General features: G+C 47.7%; 9 protein-coding genes. 8 read left to right on the forward strand and 1 reads right to left on the reverse strand.

Features of this window, described 5'->3' with window-relative positions; translation table 11 throughout:
• Nucleotides 1-5: 5 nt before the first annotated feature.
• Nucleotides 6-4,109, reverse strand: coding sequence for a hybrid sensor histidine kinase/response regulator transcription factor (locus DW036_RS04065; RefSeq protein ID WP_118461496.1), 4,104 nt, complete (start codon nucleotides 4,107-4,109; stop codon nucleotides 6-8).
• A 366-nt stretch (nucleotides 4,110-4,475) separates the two neighbouring features.
• On the opposite strand from DW036_RS04065, the gene DW036_RS04070 reads away from it, so the two are divergent.
• The 8 genes from DW036_RS04070 (at nucleotide 4,476) to DW036_RS04105 (ending at nucleotide 21,330) form a co-directional block, all read left to right on the forward strand.
• Entirely contained in the window at nucleotides 4,476-7,619 is a 3,144-nt protein-coding gene (locus DW036_RS04070; RefSeq protein ID WP_118461498.1) for a TonB-dependent receptor, read from the forward strand.
• A 19-nt stretch (nucleotides 7,620-7,638) separates the two neighbouring features.
• On the forward strand, nucleotides 7,639-9,348 hold the full coding sequence (locus DW036_RS04075; protein ID WP_118461500.1) for a RagB/SusD family nutrient uptake outer membrane protein: 1,710 nt from the start codon (nucleotides 7,639-7,641) through the stop codon (nucleotides 9,346-9,348).
• A gap of 18 nt (nucleotides 9,349-9,366) precedes the next feature.
• Nucleotides 9,367-10,746: a glycan-binding surface protein gene (locus tag DW036_RS04080; protein ID WP_118461502.1), complete on the forward strand. Its 1,380-nt coding sequence runs from the start codon at nucleotides 9,367-9,369 to the stop codon at nucleotides 10,744-10,746.
• Nucleotides 10,747-10,788: 42 nt separating this feature from the next.
• On the forward strand, nucleotides 10,789-13,119 hold the full coding sequence (locus DW036_RS04085; protein ID WP_118461504.1) for an endo-1,4-beta-xylanase: 2,331 nt from the start codon (nucleotides 10,789-10,791) through the stop codon (nucleotides 13,117-13,119).
• Nucleotides 13,120-13,377: 258 nt separating this feature from the next.
• Nucleotides 13,378-15,090: a DUF5597 domain-containing protein gene (locus DW036_RS04090; RefSeq protein ID WP_187374558.1), complete on the forward strand. Its 1,713-nt coding sequence runs from the start codon at nucleotides 13,378-13,380 to the stop codon at nucleotides 15,088-15,090.
• 37 nt (nucleotides 15,091-15,127) lie between these two features.
• A complete protein-coding gene (locus DW036_RS04095; protein ID WP_118461507.1) occupies nucleotides 15,128-16,798 on the forward strand; it encodes a sialate O-acetylesterase in 1,671 nt (556 codons plus the stop codon).
• A gap of 73 nt (nucleotides 16,799-16,871) precedes the next feature.
• Nucleotides 16,872-18,368 carry an MFS transporter gene (locus DW036_RS04100; protein ID WP_118461509.1) on the forward strand — a complete coding sequence of 499 codons (1,497 nt, stop codon included), beginning with the start codon at nucleotides 16,872-16,874 and terminating at the stop codon, nucleotides 18,366-18,368.
• A gap of 262 nt (nucleotides 18,369-18,630) precedes the next feature.
• Nucleotides 18,631-21,330: an endo-1,4-beta-xylanase gene (locus DW036_RS04105; RefSeq protein ID WP_118461511.1), complete on the forward strand. Its 2,700-nt coding sequence runs from the start codon at nucleotides 18,631-18,633 to the stop codon at nucleotides 21,328-21,330.
• Nucleotides 21,331-21,343 lie beyond the last annotated feature (13 nt).

Here is a 21,343-nt window from a genome sequence, read left to right on the forward strand (position 1 = left end):
AAAACTTACCCCTGATGTGCCAACATATACTCCTTAGGTGACATCCCATGCACCTCCTTGAAAGAACTGGAGAAATGTGACAGATTCGTATACCCCGTAGCATACGCCACTTCGGAAACTGTCAGTTTCTTCTCTTTCAGCAGTGCGGCAGCCTGTTGCAAACGGATATTCTTGATAAAATCACGTGCCGAAAGGTTTGTCAGTTCTTTCAGCTTCCGATGTACATGGACGCGACTTAAACCGACATTTGCCGCCAACATCTCTACATTCAGATCCGGATTGGAAAGGTTCTCATTGATAACCTTCATTATCTTGCTCATCAATATCTCATCCGCCGATTTCATGCTCAGCTTCTGCACCTTGTCCTCTTGCTGTTGCGCACCACTGAATTTACTCTTCAGCAGTTTACGGTTAGCAAGCAAGTTGGCAATCGTACTCTTCAGCAGCTCCGTATTGAAAGGCTTCACCATATAAGCATCCGCACCGGTTGCCATTCCCTCCATGGTATCTTCGGGTTTCGACTTGGCAGTCAATAAAATTACAGGCACATGATTGACATTCGTATTCTGCTTAATCTTCCGGCAAAGTGACAGACCATCCATTTCCGGCATCATAATATCGCTGATTACCAAATCAGGAGTATCTGCAAGAATAGTATCATAAGCCTCCCTGCCATTCTTCCGGGTCATTATCCGATAGTCCCCTTCCAATTCTTCTTTCAGATAAGAAAGAATCTCCTCCTCATCTTCCACTATCAATATGCGCATACGGTTCTTTGCCTTACCGGTCTTCTTGCTTTCCTCATCCTCTTCACCCTCTCCTTCTTCAAAGACTTCCTCCAAGTCCGTCTTTTCCGGTTTAACCAGCACGGCATGAGGGGTGATGAGTGCTTCCACATCTTCCAGTTCGTCCGTACGCAGATGTGCTGAACCCAAAGGAATACGGATCACGAAACGACTGCCCGGAGCATCCTCCCTGTTCTCTGCCAAGATAATGCCATGATGCAGTTCCACCAATGAACGGGACAAATGCAAACCGATACCCGTACCGAAATTCGACTTCGTCACATCATTATCTATCTGATAGAAACGCTCGAATATGCGCTCTATCTTCTCCCGGTCGAGTCCGATACCACTATCCGTGACCGTTATTTCAAAATATTCCTTCAGAGGATCGCGACGGGCAGCATCGCGCCCGGTAGAAAGCGAAACCGTAATTTCACCCTGCTCCGGTGTGTACTTGAAGGCATTGGAGAAGATATTCATCAATATCTTGTCGAAGTTATTCATATCCACCCATACCTTCAACTGCGGCATAGCGTGCTCGAAGCTGAAATGTATCTTCTTCTTCCGTGCCATATAATCGAAGGTAAGCATCACATCATCAATGAAACCAACCATATCCGTTTCACGGAACTTCATGAACATCTGCCCCTTATCCAGTTTACGGATGTCCATCAACTGATTTATCAGACGAAGAATACGTTGTGCATTCCGGTAAATCATCAGATAAGTCTTTTGTACTTCCCCTCCCTTCTTTTCGGCCAACAACTTCTCCAGGGGATTAATGATCAGCGTCATCGGAGTACGTATTTCATGCGAGATGTTGATAAAGAACTGTAGCTTCGCCTCATTCAGTTGTTCGGCATGTTCGCGCTTCATGATTTCACGGCGATGGCGCATACGCGACAGGATGTAATTCACAATGCCCAATACAAGCAAGCCGAGCAGAAAAACATAAATGCAATACGCCCACCACATCTCATACCAGGGCGGAGTAATCAGAATCTTAACCGTACGTATCTCCGAAAGATTGCCGTGACTCAGTGCCCGCACATGGAAAGTATATTTGCCCGGCGGAAGATTATTGTAAGTCACCCTGTTCACACCCGGCTCGGTGCTGAGCCACTGGTTGCTCAATTCCTCAATCTTATACTGATAGGATATCTGCTCCGGGTTGTTATACTGCAACGTGGAGAAGATGATACTGAACGTATTATCGTAATGAGCCAGTTGAAACATATTCGCATCCGGCACGGACGTATAGATAACGGTATGCCTTCCCGAACGCGTATTTTTCCGCACAGGCTGGTTGAAGATAAAGAAGTCCGTAATCCAGACCTTGGTGTTTTTCAGCACACTCCCTATGGATAAAGGCTGGAAATAGGTAATACCATTTATACCGCCGAAATAGACTTTTCCCGCCTGATCTTTATAGAATGCGCCGTGCGTGAACTCGTTTCCCTGCAATCCGTCGCCCGCATAATAATTGATGTAACGGTTGTTTTCGACATTATACTTACAGATACCCATATAGGTACTGATCCACATATTATGTTCCTCGTCTTCGCAAATTCCACAGATTACATTATTAGGCAAACCATCCGCCACCGTAAAACAGGTCAGTTCTTCGGTCTTCTTGTTGAAGCGATAGAGTCCGTCCGTCGTACCTGCCCAAATATCTCCGGCATGGTCTTCCTGCAAAACATACCCTACCCGGTCTTCAATCAGAGTATTCACATTGCGGTAGTTAATGAAACTCTCATTCACCGGATTGAAGCAACTGATACCTTTATAATGTCCCAGCCAGATCATTCCCTCACTATCACAAAAGATGTAGTTCACCCAGTCATTTGCCAGTTCATTCCGGGTCAGGTCGCCCGACTCATCTTTAGACGACTCATAATGTTTCAACTCCTTCGTCACCAGATTATAGCGGTAGAAACCCGAACCGAAAGTAGCGATATAAAGGTTCTTATGCCGGTCTTCCGTGATCGAGAAAATCTTCTCATTGTCCACCGGCAACGGATATTCACATTCACCGGTTCTCCGGTTTAGTTTTGCCAGTCCCCGGGTGTACGTACCGAGCCAGAAATCTCCGTTCGTATCCTCGTACATACACATAATAGTATTAGCCATCGAACGCGGGTCATTGCCGGGCTGATAATGCCGCAGCCTCCTCCCTTCCGCATCCAGTTCAAATATTCCCTCATTGTCCGCTCCTACCCACAGGTGACGGTTACTATCCTGATAGATAGACATTACACATCCTTGTCCGATGGGATTATAATAAATGGACTTGTTGCCATAATACTCAAACGGATTCTCCTGCTTGGGCATCAGTACAATGCCTTTCTGAAACAATCCTACCCAGAGGTTCTTGTCGCGGTCTTCCATGATAGCGTGTATCTTTCCTTCCGAAAAATCCAGCGGCGCGGAATTGATGCTATAATCCTCTATCTTCCCGGTCATCCGATTGTAAGTCTTCAGTCCCTGACCGTCGGTGCCTATCAACAGGCAGTCGTCCACCAGCGTCAGACAATAGATGGACAGCTCCTCGCTACCCGTATAGGGAACAGGAATAAAGCGGTTCTGCTCACGATCATAACGGGACAAGCCATGCTTTTGAGTGCCGATGAACAGAGTCCCGTACTTATCTTCACCAATGGCCGACACATAGTTATCATTAATCACCGGATATCTGAACACACGGACTTCTTGCGTAGCGGGCAGATAGCAAATCAATCCATGCCCTTCCGTACCAATCCAGATATTATAATCAGAATCTTCGTATAAATTCGACTGGAAGTTATAATTCACTTGCCTCATGATGGCGTCAATGGACTCCGCCTGCTGCTTCTCTTCGTCCAAGCGGAAAATACCCTGTCCGGTAGTTACCACCCAGATCTCACCATTATGCAATTTCTGCATCTGCGTGATGTGTGGAAAAACCCGCTTACCCGCGCGTATCATTGGAATCTCCCGGAAAGTATCCGTTTCCGAATCATACTTCATCAACCCGTCGATGCAACCTACCAGCAGATTCTGCCGGCTGTCTTCATAAAGTGTACGTACGTAATTGTTTTTAATGGAAGTAGAATCACCGGACATGTGTTTATAGTTAGAAAAGCGAAGCCCGTCGAAACGGTTCAGTCCATACTCAGTAGCTATCCAGATGAATCCGCGCTTATCCTGAAAGATCTGGTTGATAAGACTGCTGGACAATTCGTTGTTAGTGGAATAAAACTTACCGGTCTGTGCTGCCAAAGGCAGAACAACCAAACACAACAATAAGACTATAAGGGGGGCTTTGTTAGGAGCTGTTTTCATTGCATTCTATACTTAAAGGTAAGCAAAGATAAGAAAACTTTCGAAATGGACAGGGAAGCCAGTGAAAGGAATATGGGATTTATCACTTAATTATCTATCTTTCGAGCGTCAACAACCCCGGGACGTAACACCAGCGAATGATTTTGTAACACAGGGAAAAGTCATGTTACATTTAAATGTAACACAGGCTACAATAAAACACCTGCTTCTTCATATTATAGAATACCTTTGTCACAAACGAAAAGGAATGTTTAATCACTTAATCTAATTGAATACAAATATGGAAACTTAAAAATGAAATGCACGTCTTCACATCTTTAATAAAGAAAGAGAATATTATTGTTATCCAACTAAATTAATTTCAGTATGAAATGCACAAATTATTGTTTTAAGCCTCTGGGGCTTCTATTCTTATTATGCCTGATACCTCTATGGGCATTTTCACAGAACATCACTGTGAAAGGTGTGGTGAAAGACGCCACAGGAGAATCGGTTATCGGTGCGAGCGTAGTGCAGAAAGGCACCAGCAACGGTATTATTACCGACATCGACGGTAACTTCACGCTGAATGTTCCATCCAACAGTACCATCGTAATTTCATTTGTGGGCTACAAGACACAAGAAATTCCTGTAGCCGGGAAGACACAAATCAATGTTACGATGAAGGAAGATACTGAGATGCTGGACGAAGTCGTGGTAGTAGGTTACGGACAGATGAAACGTTCGGACCTGACGGGTTCGGTGGTATCGGTAAATGACCAGGCCATCAAGAAGTCGGTTCCGACTTCTATCGACCAGGTATTGCAAGGCCGCGCTGCCGGTGTGCAGATTCAGGCAAACTCCGGTACACCCGGTGCAAGTTCTGCCATCCGCATCCGTGGTATCAACTCACTGAACGCCACAAACCAACCTATCTTCGTGATTGACGGAGTAGTGGTGGACGCCGCCACAGATGACGAGACGAATAACCCGCTGTCCAGCATCAACCCGTCGGACATTGTTTCAATGGACGTATTGAAAGATGCCTCCGCCACCGCCATCTATGGTGCACGTGCCTCAAACGGTGTTATTATGATCACTACCAAACGCGGACAAGCGGGCGAAGCCACCATTACTTATGATGGTTACATCGGCTGGCAGAACATGCCCAAGCACCTGGATATGATGAACCTGCGCGAATATGCTGAGCATCACAATTCCCGTGCCGCAGCGGGTATCGTCACTCAAAGCAGCGCCTTTGTACGCCCCGATATGCTGGGTGAAGGAACCGACTGGCAGGACGAACTTTTCCAGAATGCCATGATGACCAGCCACAACCTCTCGCTGACAGGCGGTAGTGATAAGGCCACTTATGCTATCAGTGCCGGTTATCTGGATCAGGACGGTATAGCTCTGGGCTCAGGCTTCAAACGCCTCTCCCTGCGCGGAAACCTCGATGCACAGGTAAAGAAATGGCTGAAAGCGGGAATCAACTTCTCACTGGCAGACTCTAAACAAAAGGTGGGTTGCGACAACAACATTATCATGAATGCCCTGCAACAGCAACCTTCCGTAGCAGTAACCAACGCCGATGGCGGTTTCGACGGACCGGACGACGTGTGGATGCCGGTGAATCCGGTAGCTTACGCAACCATTCGCGATAATTATAACAAGAAAATAAACTTCCGCTTCAATACTTATCTGGAAGCTACACTGATGGACGGACTGTCATTCAAGACGGAACTCTCTGCCGACTACAACCTGAATAAGTTCTATTACTACGAACCCGACTACAAGTTCGGTGTAATCACCAACGAAACCCGCACCGGACGTTGGACGAAGACGGACACCAAATACTGGTCATGGCGCAATATACTTACTTATAATAAAACCTTCGCACGTGTACACAGCATCAACGTCATGCTGGGACAGGAAATGTCGCAGTCACATTGGGAAACACAGGTGAGCAATGCAACGGGCTACCTGAGCAACTCAACCAAAGACCCCAGTGCAGGTGACGTGTCCAAATCAAGCGGTACCGGATCACAGAGTGATAACTCCATCGCTTCATTCTTCGGACGCGCCTTCTATTCGTATGACGACCGTTATCTGCTTACCGCTACCCTGCGCCGCGACGGTTCTTCTAAATTCGCCCGCGGCAACCGGTGGGGCTGGTTCCCATCCGCCGCATTGGGTTGGAAACTTTCCAATGAATCTTTCCTGAAGGACAACGATGTGATCAATAACCTGAAACTCCGCTTCGGCTGGGGTGCAACGGGTAACCAGAATGTAGAGAACTGGGCTTATATGGCCATGCTTTCATCCAAAACCACCCCGTGGGGCGTAGGTGTGTTGACAGGAAACACGCCCAATCCCGAACTGAAATGGGAAACGACCTACTCCACCAACATCGGTTTGGACCTCAGTCTCTTCCAGAACCGCATCGAGTTCATCGCAGACGTATATTATAAGAAGACCAAAGATCTGCTGCTCCAACTTCCGTTGCCGTCTTACCTCGGTTCGGCAGGTGCCGGTTCGGCCAGCAATCCATGGGCAAACGTCGGATCACTCGAAAATAAAGGTATAGAGTTGACCTTGAACACAGTGAACATTGATAAGAAAGGTTTCCAGTGGCGTTCCAACTTCGTATTCTCACTGAACCGTAACAAAGTGCTGGAACTGGATACGGAAAGCGCTTCTATCGAGAAGACCTACAGTGTAGGCAGCGAGAACAGCATAGTGACACGTACCGTTGTAGGACAGCCTATCGGACAATTCTGGGGCTACAAAGTGATCGGCCGTTTCGACAAAGCCGAAGACTTTTATTACAAAGATAAAGAAGGCAACGTGAAACCCGTCGCTCTGCCTGCCGGTTCTTCCATCGAAGAAGGAAAGACCTGGATCGGTGACTACATCTTTGCCGATCTGAACAATGACGGCGTCATCGACAACAACGACTGTACCTTCATCGGAAATCCCGAACCCAAGTTTACTTACGGCATCGGAAATACGTTCTCCTGGAAAGGTTTCGACCTGACCATCTTCCTCTCCGGCTCTTATGGCAACGACGTACTGAACTACAACCGCCGCTACATAGAGAACCCGCGCGTAAACAGCAACCTGCTGAAGAGTGCAGCCAACTATGCCGTATTGGAAAGAATAAACCCGGACGGTCCGGATGATTTCCGCAACCTGCGTGTGGCTAATACAAGCACCACTCTGCCGCGCATCTCGGCTTCTACCACGAATGCCAACAACCGCGTCAGCGACCTTTACATCGAAGACGGTTCGTACCTGCGCATTCAAAACATCTCATTAGGCTACACACTCCCCAAGAAATGGGTGAACAAGCTGAACCTACAGAATGTGAAAGTATATGCCAACCTGCAAAACGTATACACCTGGACCAACTACTCCGGTTATGACCCCGAAGTGGGCTGTATGTATGGCGATGCTCTGATGAACGGTCTGGACTACGGTCGCTATCCTTCACCGCGTATTTATACATTCGGTTTAAACGTTTCTTTCTAACCTCAAAATGAGAAAACAAATGAAAAGCAAATTAATACTTATAATGGCTTTGACCGGTGGAATGTCACTGGCAAGCTGCGAGGACTTTCTGGATCAAGAAAACACTACGAACCTCAACCAGGAAACTTTCTTCGACAGCGATGCGGCTATCACAGCTGCAACAGCTCCACTTTACAACTATGTATGGTCCAGCTTCAACGAGAAGGCCTACTACTCCATGGGCGACGGTCGTGCCAATAACATCACCGCTCAATATTCGGACTATATCTATCCGTATACCAACCTGAACGAAACTTCACTCGCCGCCGGACTCGACGATGCCTGGGGAGCTTTCTACTCGGTAGTGGCGCAAGCCAACAATACGATCAATAACATCCGGAATCATGCTTCTGCCAACGTAAGTGAGACAGCCAAGACCCAAGGCATAGCCGAAGCACGTTTCATGCGCGGAACAGCCTATTGGTATCTGGCTTCCCTCTGGGGACTGGCCATCATCTACGAGAACACTTCGGACCTGGTGAACAACTACGTGGTTCCCGCCAACAACCGCACCGACGTGATGGAATTTGCCATCCGCGACCTGGAATATGCGGCTGCATATCTCCCGGACACTCCTGCACAGACCGGACGGGTTACCAAGTACAGTGCTTTCGGTATGCTCTCACGTGTATACCTCTCCATGGCCGGACTGACCGACAACGGCGAATACAATGGAAGCAACATAGCTACCGACCCGAACCGGGGCACGCGCAACACGTATTATCTGGATCTGGCCAAGAAAGCAGCCTTGAGAGTTGTGGGTACTTCCAATTATGATCTGATGGATAACTATGGCGACCTCTTCACGTATGCAAACAACAATTGCAAAGAAGCGCTCTTCCAGCTGCAATGGCTCTCCGGTTCCAAAGATGTTCTTCCCTGGGGAAGTATGCAGGCTATCACTACCTTCTTTGGCTGGTCTACCATGGTGACGGACGCCACCAACTGGGGCGGTGCCACTTATTGTTCTTGGGACTTATGGGACGAATATGATCCGAAAGACGTCATCCGCCGCCACTACTCCGTGGCTTCCTATGGCGAACATTATCCGGATATGAATGTCCGTGGCGGTGGCTACACGTATGGTGTGACCGAAAATCGCGGAAGCCAAGGTGCAAACATCAAGAAATATGTGATCGGAACAAATGCCGACAATGGTGTAAGTTATCAACAAAGTAGTGGTCTGAACACGCACATGCTCAGACTGGCGGAAGTTTATCTGAACCTGGCGGAAGCCATCCTGGGTAATAATGCTTCGACTACGGATCCCACAGCCTTATTCTATTATAACAAAGTGCGCGCTCGTGCAGGCATGCCGACAAAAGATAGCAATGAAGCCATCACTTACGAAGACCTGCGCTACGAACGCCGCATCGAACTGGCTTTTGAAGGGCAATACTGGTACGACCTGATCCGCCGCTCCTACTACAAGCAGCAGGAAGTGGTGAACTACATGAACAACCAGAACCGTAACGCCAGCTACGACTATAACGAAACCACCGGAAAGTATGAAATCAGTGAAGATTACGTTGCTCCCGGAAAAGGCGTGGCCACGGCTACGGCAAGCAGCCTGACGCTCCCTGTTTCAGACGTAGACCAAAACAAGAACCACTATCTCAGCGGCACTATTCAAACCGTACCCTATGCTTTCGGCGAGAGAGAAGTGTCCGTAGCAGATTTATACAAATAACTTTAATACCAAACAGATATGAAAAACTTGAAATATATATGGCTCTTATGTCTTGCGCTGACCGCTGTCTGCTTCGTATCCTGCGACGACGATGATAATCAGGACAGTAAACCGATCGTAATCTCAAAGATTTATCTTGAAGACTACAAGTCGGCAGTGCCCGACCGTGAAGTCCAGTTCGCCCGCCTGGGACAGCTGATCCGCATCGAGGGCAACGGTTTCCTGGGGATGAAGCGGGTTTATATCAACGGCTATGAAACCTTCTTCAACGTGGCATACGTGGCCGATAACTCCATGCTGATTACCGTGGACAGCAAAACTCCTGTTGTAAATGCACCGGACGATGTACGCAATAAGATACGTCTGGTAAAATCGGGTGCGGAACTAGAGTACACTTTTGAAATCCGCTCAGCAGCCCCCAGTATCTCACGCATCAGCAACACGCTGCCGCAAGCACAGGAAAAAGTGACTGTATATGGCACCGGACTGCACGAAACAAGCAAAGTGACCTTGCCGGGCGGAACTGAAATCACTGCCGGCATAGAAAGTGATGAAGACGGTGAATGGTATTCATTCACAATGCCTTCGGGCATCACAGCCAGTGGTTCCATCACTTCGGAAGGTGCTAACGGTATTGCCATCACTCCCGCTTACTTCAATGACAGCAATTGCATGATACTCAACTTCGATGGCAAAGGCGCACAAGGTTCGTGGAACTGGAGCGAGACAGGTTCTATGATCAGTGCAGATGATCTTGTAAATGATCCGGATGATTCTGGCCGCGGCAAGTGCCTGCAGATTGTTCCGGACCGCCTACTGACCGGAAATGGAGTAGCCGCCGGTAAACCGCGTGTTACCGAATGTTGGACGGTGGGTGCCGGTGAAGACGAAACGGTGGATTGGTCTTACATGTACTCCCACATCCCGGCCACTACCGCTCTGACGGATGTCGCCTTCCAATTTGACATCAACGTACCCGATGCGTGGATCGGAACCGGACATATTCAGATCTGCCTATTCAATAATTTCAATTATGGAGGAATAGGTTCTGATGACGACGGACAACGCACTGCATTCTATGTGCCTTACATCCAGGATGGCGCAGTAGTTCCTTTTACTACGACCGGCTGGCAGACCGTTACCATTCCTTTCAGCGAATTCGGCTACTACAAGAAGCAATTGGAAGAGGGCACCACAACTCCTACTTTCCAAACAGTTGTCGATGACCGTCTGGCTGCCACATACCAGAACTTTGGTGTAGGTTTCGTGAATACCGATTTCACGTATGGGGGAGTAAGCATTACTTCCACACTCTTCAAAACGAAGATCTATCTGGACAACTTGCGCGTAGTTCCTTGCGCAAGCGTCACGGTTTCGGACTTCGACGATGAGGAATAAGGATAGATCACATTGTGTAACATGAATAAAAGAACATAGATTATGAAACTAAATAAAATCATTCTTCCAGTAATGGCTTGCGCACTGACATTGAGCGGCTGTTACGATGAAAAAATGGAATGGGGCAAACCCGACGGGCACGGTGACGTCAACATCTCCGATATTCCCCTCGCATTGAAAGAGAAGCTGGCAAACTATGATTATATCAAAGCGTATGCCAAACAGTATGCGCCGCATATGACCATCGGTCTCGGTTTAGGTGCCGACCAATACATCAGCGATCCGCAATACAAGCAGGTGGCGGATGAGAACTTCCAGTTGTTCACCACCGGCAATGCCATGAAGCACTCGTCCGTAGTGAAGAACGACGGTACACTGGACTTCACAACGATTGATGCCTTCCTGAATCTTGTACCGTCTGACATCCAGATATACGGACACAACTTCCTGTGGCACACACAGCAGAAACAGACTTATCTGAAATCACTGATTGCTCCGGAAGTTATCATAGACGTTGATGATGATGATGTTTGCGAGAATATCATACCAAACAGTGACTTTGAAAATGGTACCATTGCAGGCTGGGGTGCTTGGGGGAATAATAACCCGACAATAAGTATCACTTCTCCGGGATACGACGGAAGCCAGTATGCAATGCTTATCACGAATCCTGCAGATGGTGGCACCGGCAACGCTTGGAAAGCTCAAACGGCCTACACTTTTGATACTCCGATTGAAGCCGGTACTACTTATGTGGTACAATTCTGGGCTAAGAGCAGTACGGGAGCAGGAAAACTTCAATTCCAGTATCAGAATGGTACGACTTACGGCAGCCAGGGTGGCTACAATACTTTTGATGTCGGAACTTCCTGGATATTGTGCCAGTACGAGTTCACTACAACCTATGAAGATGTGAACCGTATTCTTATCAACAGTGGTGAAATAGCCGGAGAATATACAATTGACAATTTTAAATTCGGCAAGAAGATAGAAGAGAAAATGATCAATATCATAGACGACGGAAAATTCGAAGACGGAACTCTCGGCTCATGGATCGGTTGGGGAAACAATTCGACGCGTTCTATCTCTAACAAGGGAGAAGGCTATAACAGCGATTACTGCATGGTGATGGTCAATCCTTCTGACGGAGACTCCTGGAGTGCCCAGACTGCTCATTCATTCCCGGAAACATTAACCGTGGGAAAGACCTATATGTATTCAGTTATGGTGAAAGCATCCGTTATCAATCCGGATTTCACCTTACAGGTGCAAGATGCCAGTGGTGGCAATGGTGAAGGATACGTGAGTGCTGCAACAGCCGTCGATCAATGGATACCGATTGAAGGTGAATTTGTTTGCAAGAATGAAGGAATGGCACGTCTCTGTATTAACTACGGAAAAGCAGCTGGAACTTACTACATCGATAACTTCAAATTCGGTGAAAAGAAAGCTGCAGCAGAAACTAAAACTTTGCGTGCTGCAACCCGTGCCGGTGGCATCAGCTACAAGTTGAAGACTCCCGAAGAAAAGAAAGCCGCCCTGCTGGGTGCCATGGAATCATGGATTAAAGGCATGTTGGAGCATACGGGCGATCGCATCAAGGAATGGGATGTAATCAACGAACCGATTGCAGACGACGGACAATGGCGCGGTATCAGCGGTAACTTTATGAGCAACGGCGATGAAGCTCCTGACATAGCACCTGTGGAAGACGAAGAAAGCGGTCTGAACCTGAACTGGGCAACCGATCACTTCTATTGGGGATACTACATCGGTAAAGAATATGCCGTGAAAGCATTCGAGTATGCACGCAAATATGCAGCTGCCGACGCCAAACTTTATGTAAATGACTACAACCTCGAATCAAGCCCCAACAAACTGGCTGCTCTGATAGGATTTGTACAGTACATTGAAGATAATGGTCAGAAGGTCGACGGTATCGGTACTCAGATGCACGTATCATCCAGTATAACGAAAGATCAGGTAGACGCTATGTTCAAGACTTTGGCTGCAACAGGCAAACTGATCCGGGTAACGGAATTGGATGTACAGGTAGGCACCACTACTCCATCGGCTGAACAATTGGCCACACAGGCGGAAGTATATCAAATGATCTTCGACTCTTACCGGGTTAACGTACCACAGGCTCAGCAATCAGGTATCACCATCTGGACGCTGACCGACAGCAAAAAAGAACATGAATACTGGTTGTCGGACGATGCACCGAACCTTTTCGATGCAAACTATGGTCGCAAACATGCCTATAAAGGTGTATGCGATGGTATTGCCGGAAAAGACATTAGTGAAGATTTCAGCGGTGACGACTGGAAGAATGCGTATGAAACAGAAGGAGAAGGAACTCCAGCTGAATAAAGTGTGAAGACAGGAAATCTGGTAAGGTTGAAACCTTACCAGATTCCATTTAACAAATCATTCAGCAAATCCGGCAAAAACATCCGTTTTACCCCCTGAAACAGGGAAATGTACGATAAACAAAAAATTATGTAACATCATTGAGGAATGATGTAACCGAAATGAAGTTTTCTGCAACACTGCGAAAAGCTTTCTAAATTATAGCTCACTATCTTTGTTGCAATGAAAAACATCTCAAATCAATACCAGAGACAAACGATGAAGAATTGGATTTTAACTTTAGTTTTGAGTGTAATGACAGTTGGGTATGTAAATGCTCAAAAGAGTACATTACAAAAACAAGGCAGCGCTACTCAATTAGTAGTAGACGGCAAACCATTTCTTATTTTAGGCGGTGAATTAGGGAATTCATCGGCAGCATGCACAGAAGATATCGAACGTATCTTCCCGAAGTTGCAACGGATGGGACTGAATACAGTACTCGTTCCCGCATACTGGGATTTGATAGAACCGCAGGAAGGACAATTCGACTTCACCCTCACAGATAAAGTCATCCGTCAAGCCCGGCAGAACGATCTGAAAGTAATCTTTCTTTGGTTCGGTGCCTGGAAAAACTCCATGAGTTGCTACGCTCCCCTCTGGTTCAAAGAAAACTATAAAAAATACCCGCGTGCTTATACACAAAAAGGAAAACCACTCGAAATAGCCAGCGCATTCTCTGAAAATGTATTCCAAGCCGACAACCGCGCTTTTTCCGGATGGATGGAACACGTTGCAGCCATTGATAAAGAGGAAGGTACCGTCATCATGATACAGATAGAAAATGAAATAGGTATGCTGGAAGATGCAAGAGACTATTCCAAAGAAGCCAACGCATTGTTCAATGCACCGGTGCCCGCTGAATTAATGAGTTACTTGCAGAAAAATAAGAAAACGCTCCACCCCCAGATGCTTGAGAAATGGGAAAGCCAAGGTAGCAAGAAGCAAGGCACCTGGCAAGAAGTATTCGGAGCCGATATTTACACCGATGAATTATTTATGGCCTGGCACTACGCCCGCTATGTGGAGAGAATGGCACAAAGCGCCCGGTCCATCTACAATATTCCACTATACGTGAACGCTGCCATGAACAGCCGCAACCGGAAGCCGGGAGAATATCCTTCTGCCGGTCCGCTGGCACACCTTATTGATATATGGCATTGCGGAGCGCCCGACATCGACCTTCTTGCTCCCGACCTGTACGACAATGGCTTTACAGAGTGGGTAGCTAAATATAAATTGCACAACAACCCGTTGTTTATTCCCGAAATCAAACTGACAGACAATAATGGCGTAAGAGCTTTCTATATCTTTGGTGAGCATGATGCCATCGGTATCAGCCCGTTCTCCATCGAAGGTGGTTCCGACTCTCCCGACTCTCCGTTGGTGAAAAGTTATCGTACGCTGAAAGAGTTCATGCCTCTGCTCGCTAAGTATCAGGGTAAAGGCGCAATGAAAGGATTACTCTTCGATCAGGAAAATAAAGAACGTATCATTTATCAGGATGATCTGAAGATAACCTGTCGCCATTTCTTTACTCTTCCCTGGGATGCGCGTGCCACCGATGGCAGTGTATGGCCCGAAGGTGGAGGTGCATTATTAAGACTGGCACCCAATGAGTATATCGTGGCAGGTAGCGGTATCGTTATCGAGTTTGAGAAAGCTACAGAAAATCAGGCCAAAGTTCGGGCGTTGGGCGAAGACGGATTTGTCCAGGCAGGAGGAAAGGGTGATGGAGTGATAAGTGATAAGGTGATGTGGAAAGGGGCACGATGCGGCATCGGTTCCGTAGATGAAGTGAAGGTAAACGAGGACGGTACGCTCTCTTACATCCGCCGTCTGAATGGTGATCAAGACCATCAGGGGCGCCATGTGCGTATCTCAGTGGGAGATTTCCAGATACTTCATGTGAAGTTGTATGAGTATAAGTAGGTAGTAGCTAAGTAGTGAATAAAAAGATAAATTAGATATGAATCAGGTTAGTTTTAATAAAGTTAGGTTGAGTCTGGCAGTGCTGCTTTGCCTTTGCGCTACTTCCATGGTAGATGCAAAGGTGAAGTTGCCTGCCTTGATTTCTGACGGAATGGTACTGCAACGGGAACAACCCATTAAAGTATGGGGCATGGCAGATGCCGGAGAAAGCATACAGGTAAAGTTCCTGAAAAATGCCGTTCCTACAGGTGTAAAAGGAGGAAAACTGAAAGCCACTTACACAGCTACAGCAGATGAAAACGGTCAATGGACCCTTACCCTGCCTGCCATGAAACCGGGCGGACCTTACCTCCTTCAAGTAAATGACATCGAACTGAAAGATATTCTGGTGGGAGATGTATGGCTATGCTCCGGTCAATCCAATATGGAACTGCCCGTCAGCCGGGTTACGGATATGTTCCGTGATGAAATCTCCGCTTATGAGAACACGAATATACGGCAACTGAAAGTGCCCAATATCTTCAACTTCCATGCACCGCAAACGGACCTGCCGAACTACGTTGCCTGGAAACCACTGACGCAGGAAAACGTAATGAACTTCTCTGCTCTGGGCTATTTCTTTGCCAAAGCCATGTATGAAAAGAATGGCATACCCGTCGGACTGATAAACTCCAGTTGGGGCGGAACTCCCGTTGAGGCGTGGATAAGCGAGGAAGGACTGGAAGAATTTCCGAAGTATATTAATGATAAACGGCAATATGAAGATGATGCTTATCTGAAAAGCATTAAACAGACAGAAGGTTTGAACTTCTATCGCTGGAACACTTCCCTATACCAGGGAGATGCAGGACTGCACGAAGCAACACCTTGGTATGCAGCCAACTACAATGATAAAGACTGGAAGACCGTTGATTTATTCTCTACCGACTGGGGAACCAACGGTTTGAATCCGATAAACGGTTCGCACTGGTTCCGCAAGGAAGTGGAAGTACCGCAAGACTGGAACGGAAAAGAAGCGACCCTGCGTTTAGGTTGCATTGTAGATGCAGACTCCGTCTATGTGAACGGTACATTCGTAGGTACCATTTCCTACCAGTATCCTCCACGCATCTATACCATTCCGGCAGGTGTGTTGAAAGCAGGAAAGAATACAGTAACCATACGCCTCATCAGCAATAACGGTTATCCGCACTTTGTAAAGGAGAAGCCTTATAAAATTATTTGCGGAAATGAAGAAGTAAGCCTGCAAGGAGAATGGAAATACAGATTAGGTGCTTCCATGCCTCCGGCTCCGGGAATGATGTTCTTCTGTTACAAACCGGTATGCCTGTACAATGCCATGATTGCTCCGTTACAAAACTATGGCATCCGTGGTGTACTCTGGTATCAGGGAGAGTCCAATGTGGACCGCCGCAATGAATACGCCGCACTACTGACAGCTCTGATTGCTGATTGGCGCAACACATTCGGCAACCCGGAATTACCTTTCTGCATTGTAGAGCTGGCAGACTTCCTGTCCCGAGATGACGCCAGCGGTCGGCAGGCCTGGGCTGAGATGCGCAAAGAACAGGCCAAAGTAGCCGAAACCAACCGGAACACCCGCCTCATCCGCAACAGTGACCTGGGCGAATGGAACGATATACACCCATTGGATAAGAAAACCCTGGGACAACGCGCAGCAGAAAGTGCGTTGGAGAATAATAAATGACGGACAACCGGGAACGGATAACAGCAAACGAACAACTGATTACTGACAATTAATAACTGAATAATACAGCACTATGAACGCACTAAGTCAAAAAGTGTCTATGGCCGAGAAGATTGGCTATAGTTTAGGAGATTGCTCTGCGAACCTCGTGTTCCAGATGATGATGATTTATCAAACCAAGTTTTATACCGATGTCTTCGGTCTGGAAGGCGCCATTGCCGGGTCAGTAATGCTGATTGCCCGCATTGTGGACGCTTTTGTAGACCCTACCGTAGGTATATTGTCCGACCGGACACAAACCAAATGGGGTAAATACCGCCCATGGGTACTCTGGACCGCATTGCCGTTCATGGTGTTCTATGTGCTGGCATTCTACAATCCCGGCATCGAGGATAAGGGTTTGGTAGCGGTGTACGCTACAATCTCTTATACCTTGTTGATGACGCTTTACTCGTTCAACAATACACCGTATGCATCATTGGGTGGTGTAATGTCAAGTGACATCAAGGAACGTACAAGCATTACGTCTATCCGTTTCGTTGCCGCTACCATTGCGCAGTTTGTAGTACAGGGCTTGACGCTCCCGCTGGTAAGCAAGTTCGCAGGTGAAAGTGGTGATAAGGGGCACGGCTGGCTGTGCACTATTTCCTTATTTGCAGTCATCGGTTTCGTGTTCCTGGTTATTACCTTCTTCTCCAGCCGCGAACGTATCACACCGCCGGCAAATCAGAAAACTGATACCCGGAAAGATATCAGGGATGTATTCAAGAATATTCCCTGGCGGGCGATGTTCATCCTGACGCTCTTCCTTTTCACTACCCTTGCCATGTGGGGAAGCGCTATGAACTACTACTTTGAGAATTATGTGGATTCGGGCGCATTATTTGCCTTCCTCGATAAACTGGGGTTGGTGGCTACACAGGCCAGTGATTCGGTGGGCTATACGATACTGAATGCTTTCGGCCTTATTGTCAGCAGTCCTGAAAAGGCTTATGAAGTGGGCTTCGGTGTGTTTAATATGCTGGGAGCAGTGGTACAGTTCTTCGGCGTTATTTTCCTGTCCGGCTTCCTGGCCAACCGTTTCGGAAAGAAATCGGTGTTTATCGTTTGTTTGGCTCTGACGGCAGTGTTCACCGCCTTCTTCTATTTCCCAAATGAGACAGATGTAGAGACGATGTTCGTCCTGAACTTCCTCAAGAGTTTGGCATACGCTCCCACCGTTCCATTGCTTTGGGCCATGATTGCTGACGTGGCGGATCATTCGGAATATGTCAATCACCGCCGTGCAACGGGTTTCGTGTTTGCAGGTGTGGTGTTTGCCCTGAAGGCCGGATTGGGTATTGGCGGCGCTATTCTGGGGTTCCTGCTCTCCGGTTTCGGTTATGTATCGGGTGCAGGGATCGCACAAAGCGAATCGGCTATTCATGGTATCGTGCTTTCATCCAGTATTATTCCGGCTGTTACGTTCTTCATCGGTGTCATAGCGCTGTACTTCTATCCTATTACAAAGAAGTATAATGAAGAGATGCAGGCTGAACTGACGGAACGCAGAAGTAAAGAAGATTATTAAGTGTAAAGGCTGATGGGATTTATTCATAATGGTACAGAAAGGAATAAAAGTGATTAGGGTTTAGTGATAAGTGATAAGCACCATTCGGTATATTATTTTTTAGACGCGGATGACGCGGATAACGCGGATTTAAAAAGCTGCGCTATAAAAGTGGATAAAAAAGATCCGCGTCATCCGCGTCTAAAAGATTATTTATCATTTAACTCATAACCCGTACATTAAGAGTAAATCCCTTCAGCAACCAAATCATACCAATTACAGCATGAAATTAAAGTATTTAGCATTATCAGTTTGTGCTGCCGCATTAATGTCTTGTAATAGTGACAAACCTGTTGCGGCAGACCCGACTCTAACAAACATTCTCGGTGATAAATTCCTTGTCGGTGTCGCCATTAATTCCGAACAGGCTGCGGGTCGCGACACCAGCGCAGTCGATGTAGTTCGCCGCCACTTCAACTCCATTGTGGCCGAAAACTGCATGAAGAGTGAAGTGATACACCCGGAAGAAGACAGATATGACTTTAGCCTGGCAGACGAATTCGTTAAGTTCGGAGAGGATAACGGAATGTTCATCATCGGACATTGCCTGGTGTGGCATTCCCAACTCTCACCTTGGTTCTGCGTAGATGCCGAAGGAAAGAATGTTTCACCCGAAGTCCTGAAAAAACGGTTGAAAAGCCATATCCATACCATCGTGGGCCGATACAAAGGTCGCATTAAAGGCTGGGACGTAGTAAACGAAGCCATCGAAGGAGACGGAAGCTACCGCAAAAGTAAGTTCTACGAGATACTGGGAGAAGAATATATCCCGCTGGCTTTCCAATATGCACATGAGGCAGACCCGGAAGCAGAACTCTACTATAACGACTACGGCATGCACGAACCGGGACGCCGCGACGCAGTGGTGCACATGGTCAATTCACTCAAAGAAAAAGGATTGCGCATAGATGCCATAGGTATGCAGGGACACATGGGATTGGATTACCCAAGCATAGGTGAATATGAAACCAGCCTTCTCGCTTTTGCCTCCACAGGTGCTAAAGTGATGATAACGGAATGGGACATGAGTGCTTTGCCAACCGTAAACCGCGGAGCAAATATTGCCGACAAAGTAGCCTTTGAAAAAGCCTTAAATCCTTATCCCGAAGTTCTGCCGGATAGTGTTTCCAATCTGTGGAATGCCCGCATGAAATCGTTCATGGAACTTTTCATAAAGCACTCGGACGTCATTACACGCGTAACTGCCTGGGGGGTATCGGACGGCGACTCCTGGAAGAATGACTGGCCCGTACCGGGAAGACGGGAATATCCCCTACTCTTCGACCGCAACTATCAGCCCAAGCCCTTTCTGAAAGAAATTCTGGAACCGAAAAAGGCTGTGTTCGATGAGTTCACGTATACGGTAGCTCCCAAGGATGCCGATAAAGCAACTGATCAGGTTACCACACCGGGCACATTGAATCCCGTGTTACCGGGTTGTTATCCCGACCCGAGCATCTGCCGCGTAGGAAACGACTATTATATGGTCAACTCCTCTTTCGCCTTCTACCCCGGCGTACCCATCTGGCACAGCACAGATCTGACGAACTGGGAACAACTGGGCTACGTCCTCAACCGCCCCTCACAGTTGCCTATGTACGACGGCCTGCGCATCAGCGGTGGTATCTATGCTCCAGACATCAAATACAATCCTCACAACGGACTGTTCTATCTGATCACCACAGCCGTAGACGGTGGCGGCAACTTCTTCGTCACCACGGATGATCCGAAGAAAGGAAATTGGAGTGATCCCATTTTCCTGCCCGAAGTGGGCGGCATCGACCCCGGATTTCTCTTCGACGAAGACGGAAAAGCATACATTGTGAACAATGACGGTCCGGCAGGAAAACCCGAATATGACGGTCACCGCGCTATCTGGATACGCGAATTCGACTGGAAGAACGGTTGTACCGTAGGAAAACAGAAGATGATTATTGACGGAGGCGTAGACAAAGCCCAGCATCCCAGTTGGATAGAAGGTCCACACCTCTACCACATCAACGGCACATACTACCTGATGGCTGCCGAAGGTGGAACAGGCCCCAACCACTCGGAAGTGATCTTCACCTCTGCATCTCCGTTCGGCCCTTTCAAGCCTTGTGCCATCAATCCGATATTGACGCAACGCGGCTTGCCGGGCGACCGCTCCAATCCGGTTACCTGCGTCGGTCATGCCGATCTGGTGGAAACTCCCGATGGCGACTGGTACGCCGTCTTCCTCGGCGTCCGCCCCTACCGCAACGGTCACGACGTGATGGGACGCGAGACTTTCATGCTCCCGGTGACCTGGAAAGAGAATCAACCCATTATTCTTCCTGAGGGTGACGTCATCACTTATACCGCCGACCGCTCCCACGGTCCTGCCCCACTATGGACAGCAAACGGACTGGCTAAAGAAGCATTTTTCATCCGCACTCCACTGGTGCCCTGCTATAATATAAACAGCAAAGGGCAGTTGGAAATGACCGCCAGCAGCACTGATCTTAACCAAAAGCGTCAACCTGCCGCCATCGGTCGCTGGATTAACAATTGGACATTCACAGCTCAGACTGGCTTGGACTTCGTGCCACAACAGCCGAAGGATTTCGCAGGCATCATCTGTTTCCATGATGATAATTGCTATATTCGCTTCGGAAAGACATTGGACCAAGACGGCAAACCCGTCATGCTTCTGGAAACATACAGCCATGGCAGACTGTGCAGCCAGGCAAACAGCCCGCTAACCCGGACAGATGGAAAAGTATATCTGAAAGTAGAAGGAGATAATGCAGTAAACTATACCTTCAGCTACTCCACCAGTCCTAAAGGTAACTGGACGCAAGTAGGCGAACCCGTATCCGCCGACCTGATAAGCACGCAGACAGCCGGAGGTTTTACCGGAACCATGGTCGGCATTTATGCCACAGGAAACTATCAGAATTAACCACATTAAAATC

The organism is Bacteroides sp. AF39-11AC (assembly GCF_003474285.1).
Taxonomy (GTDB): domain Bacteria; phylum Bacteroidota; class Bacteroidia; order Bacteroidales; family Bacteroidaceae; genus Bacteroides.

Coding starts and splice junctions, on each gene's coding strand:
- DW036_RS04100 (WP_118461509.1), top strand. CDS start 16,872: ATGAACGCACTAAGTCAAAAAGTGTCTATGGCCGAGAAGATTGGCTAT.
- DW036_RS04090 (WP_187374558.1), top strand. CDS start 13,378: ATGAAGAATTGGATTTTAACTTTAGTTTTGAGTGTAATGACAGTTGGG.
- DW036_RS04075 (WP_118461500.1), top strand. CDS start 7,639: ATGAAAAGCAAATTAATACTTATAATGGCTTTGACCGGTGGAATGTCA.
- DW036_RS04070 (WP_118461498.1), top strand. CDS start 4,476: ATGAAATGCACAAATTATTGTTTTAAGCCTCTGGGGCTTCTATTCTTA.
- DW036_RS04105 (WP_118461511.1), top strand. CDS start 18,631: ATGAAATTAAAGTATTTAGCATTATCAGTTTGTGCTGCCGCATTAATG.
- DW036_RS04080 (WP_118461502.1), top strand. CDS start 9,367: ATGAAAAACTTGAAATATATATGGCTCTTATGTCTTGCGCTGACCGCT.
- DW036_RS04085 (WP_118461504.1), top strand. CDS start 10,789: ATGAAACTAAATAAAATCATTCTTCCAGTAATGGCTTGCGCACTGACA.
- DW036_RS04095 (WP_118461507.1), top strand. CDS start 15,128: ATGAATCAGGTTAGTTTTAATAAAGTTAGGTTGAGTCTGGCAGTGCTG.
- DW036_RS04065 (WP_118461496.1), bottom strand. CDS start 4,109: ATGAAAACAGCTCCTAACAAAGCCCCCCTTATAGTCTTATTGTTGTGT.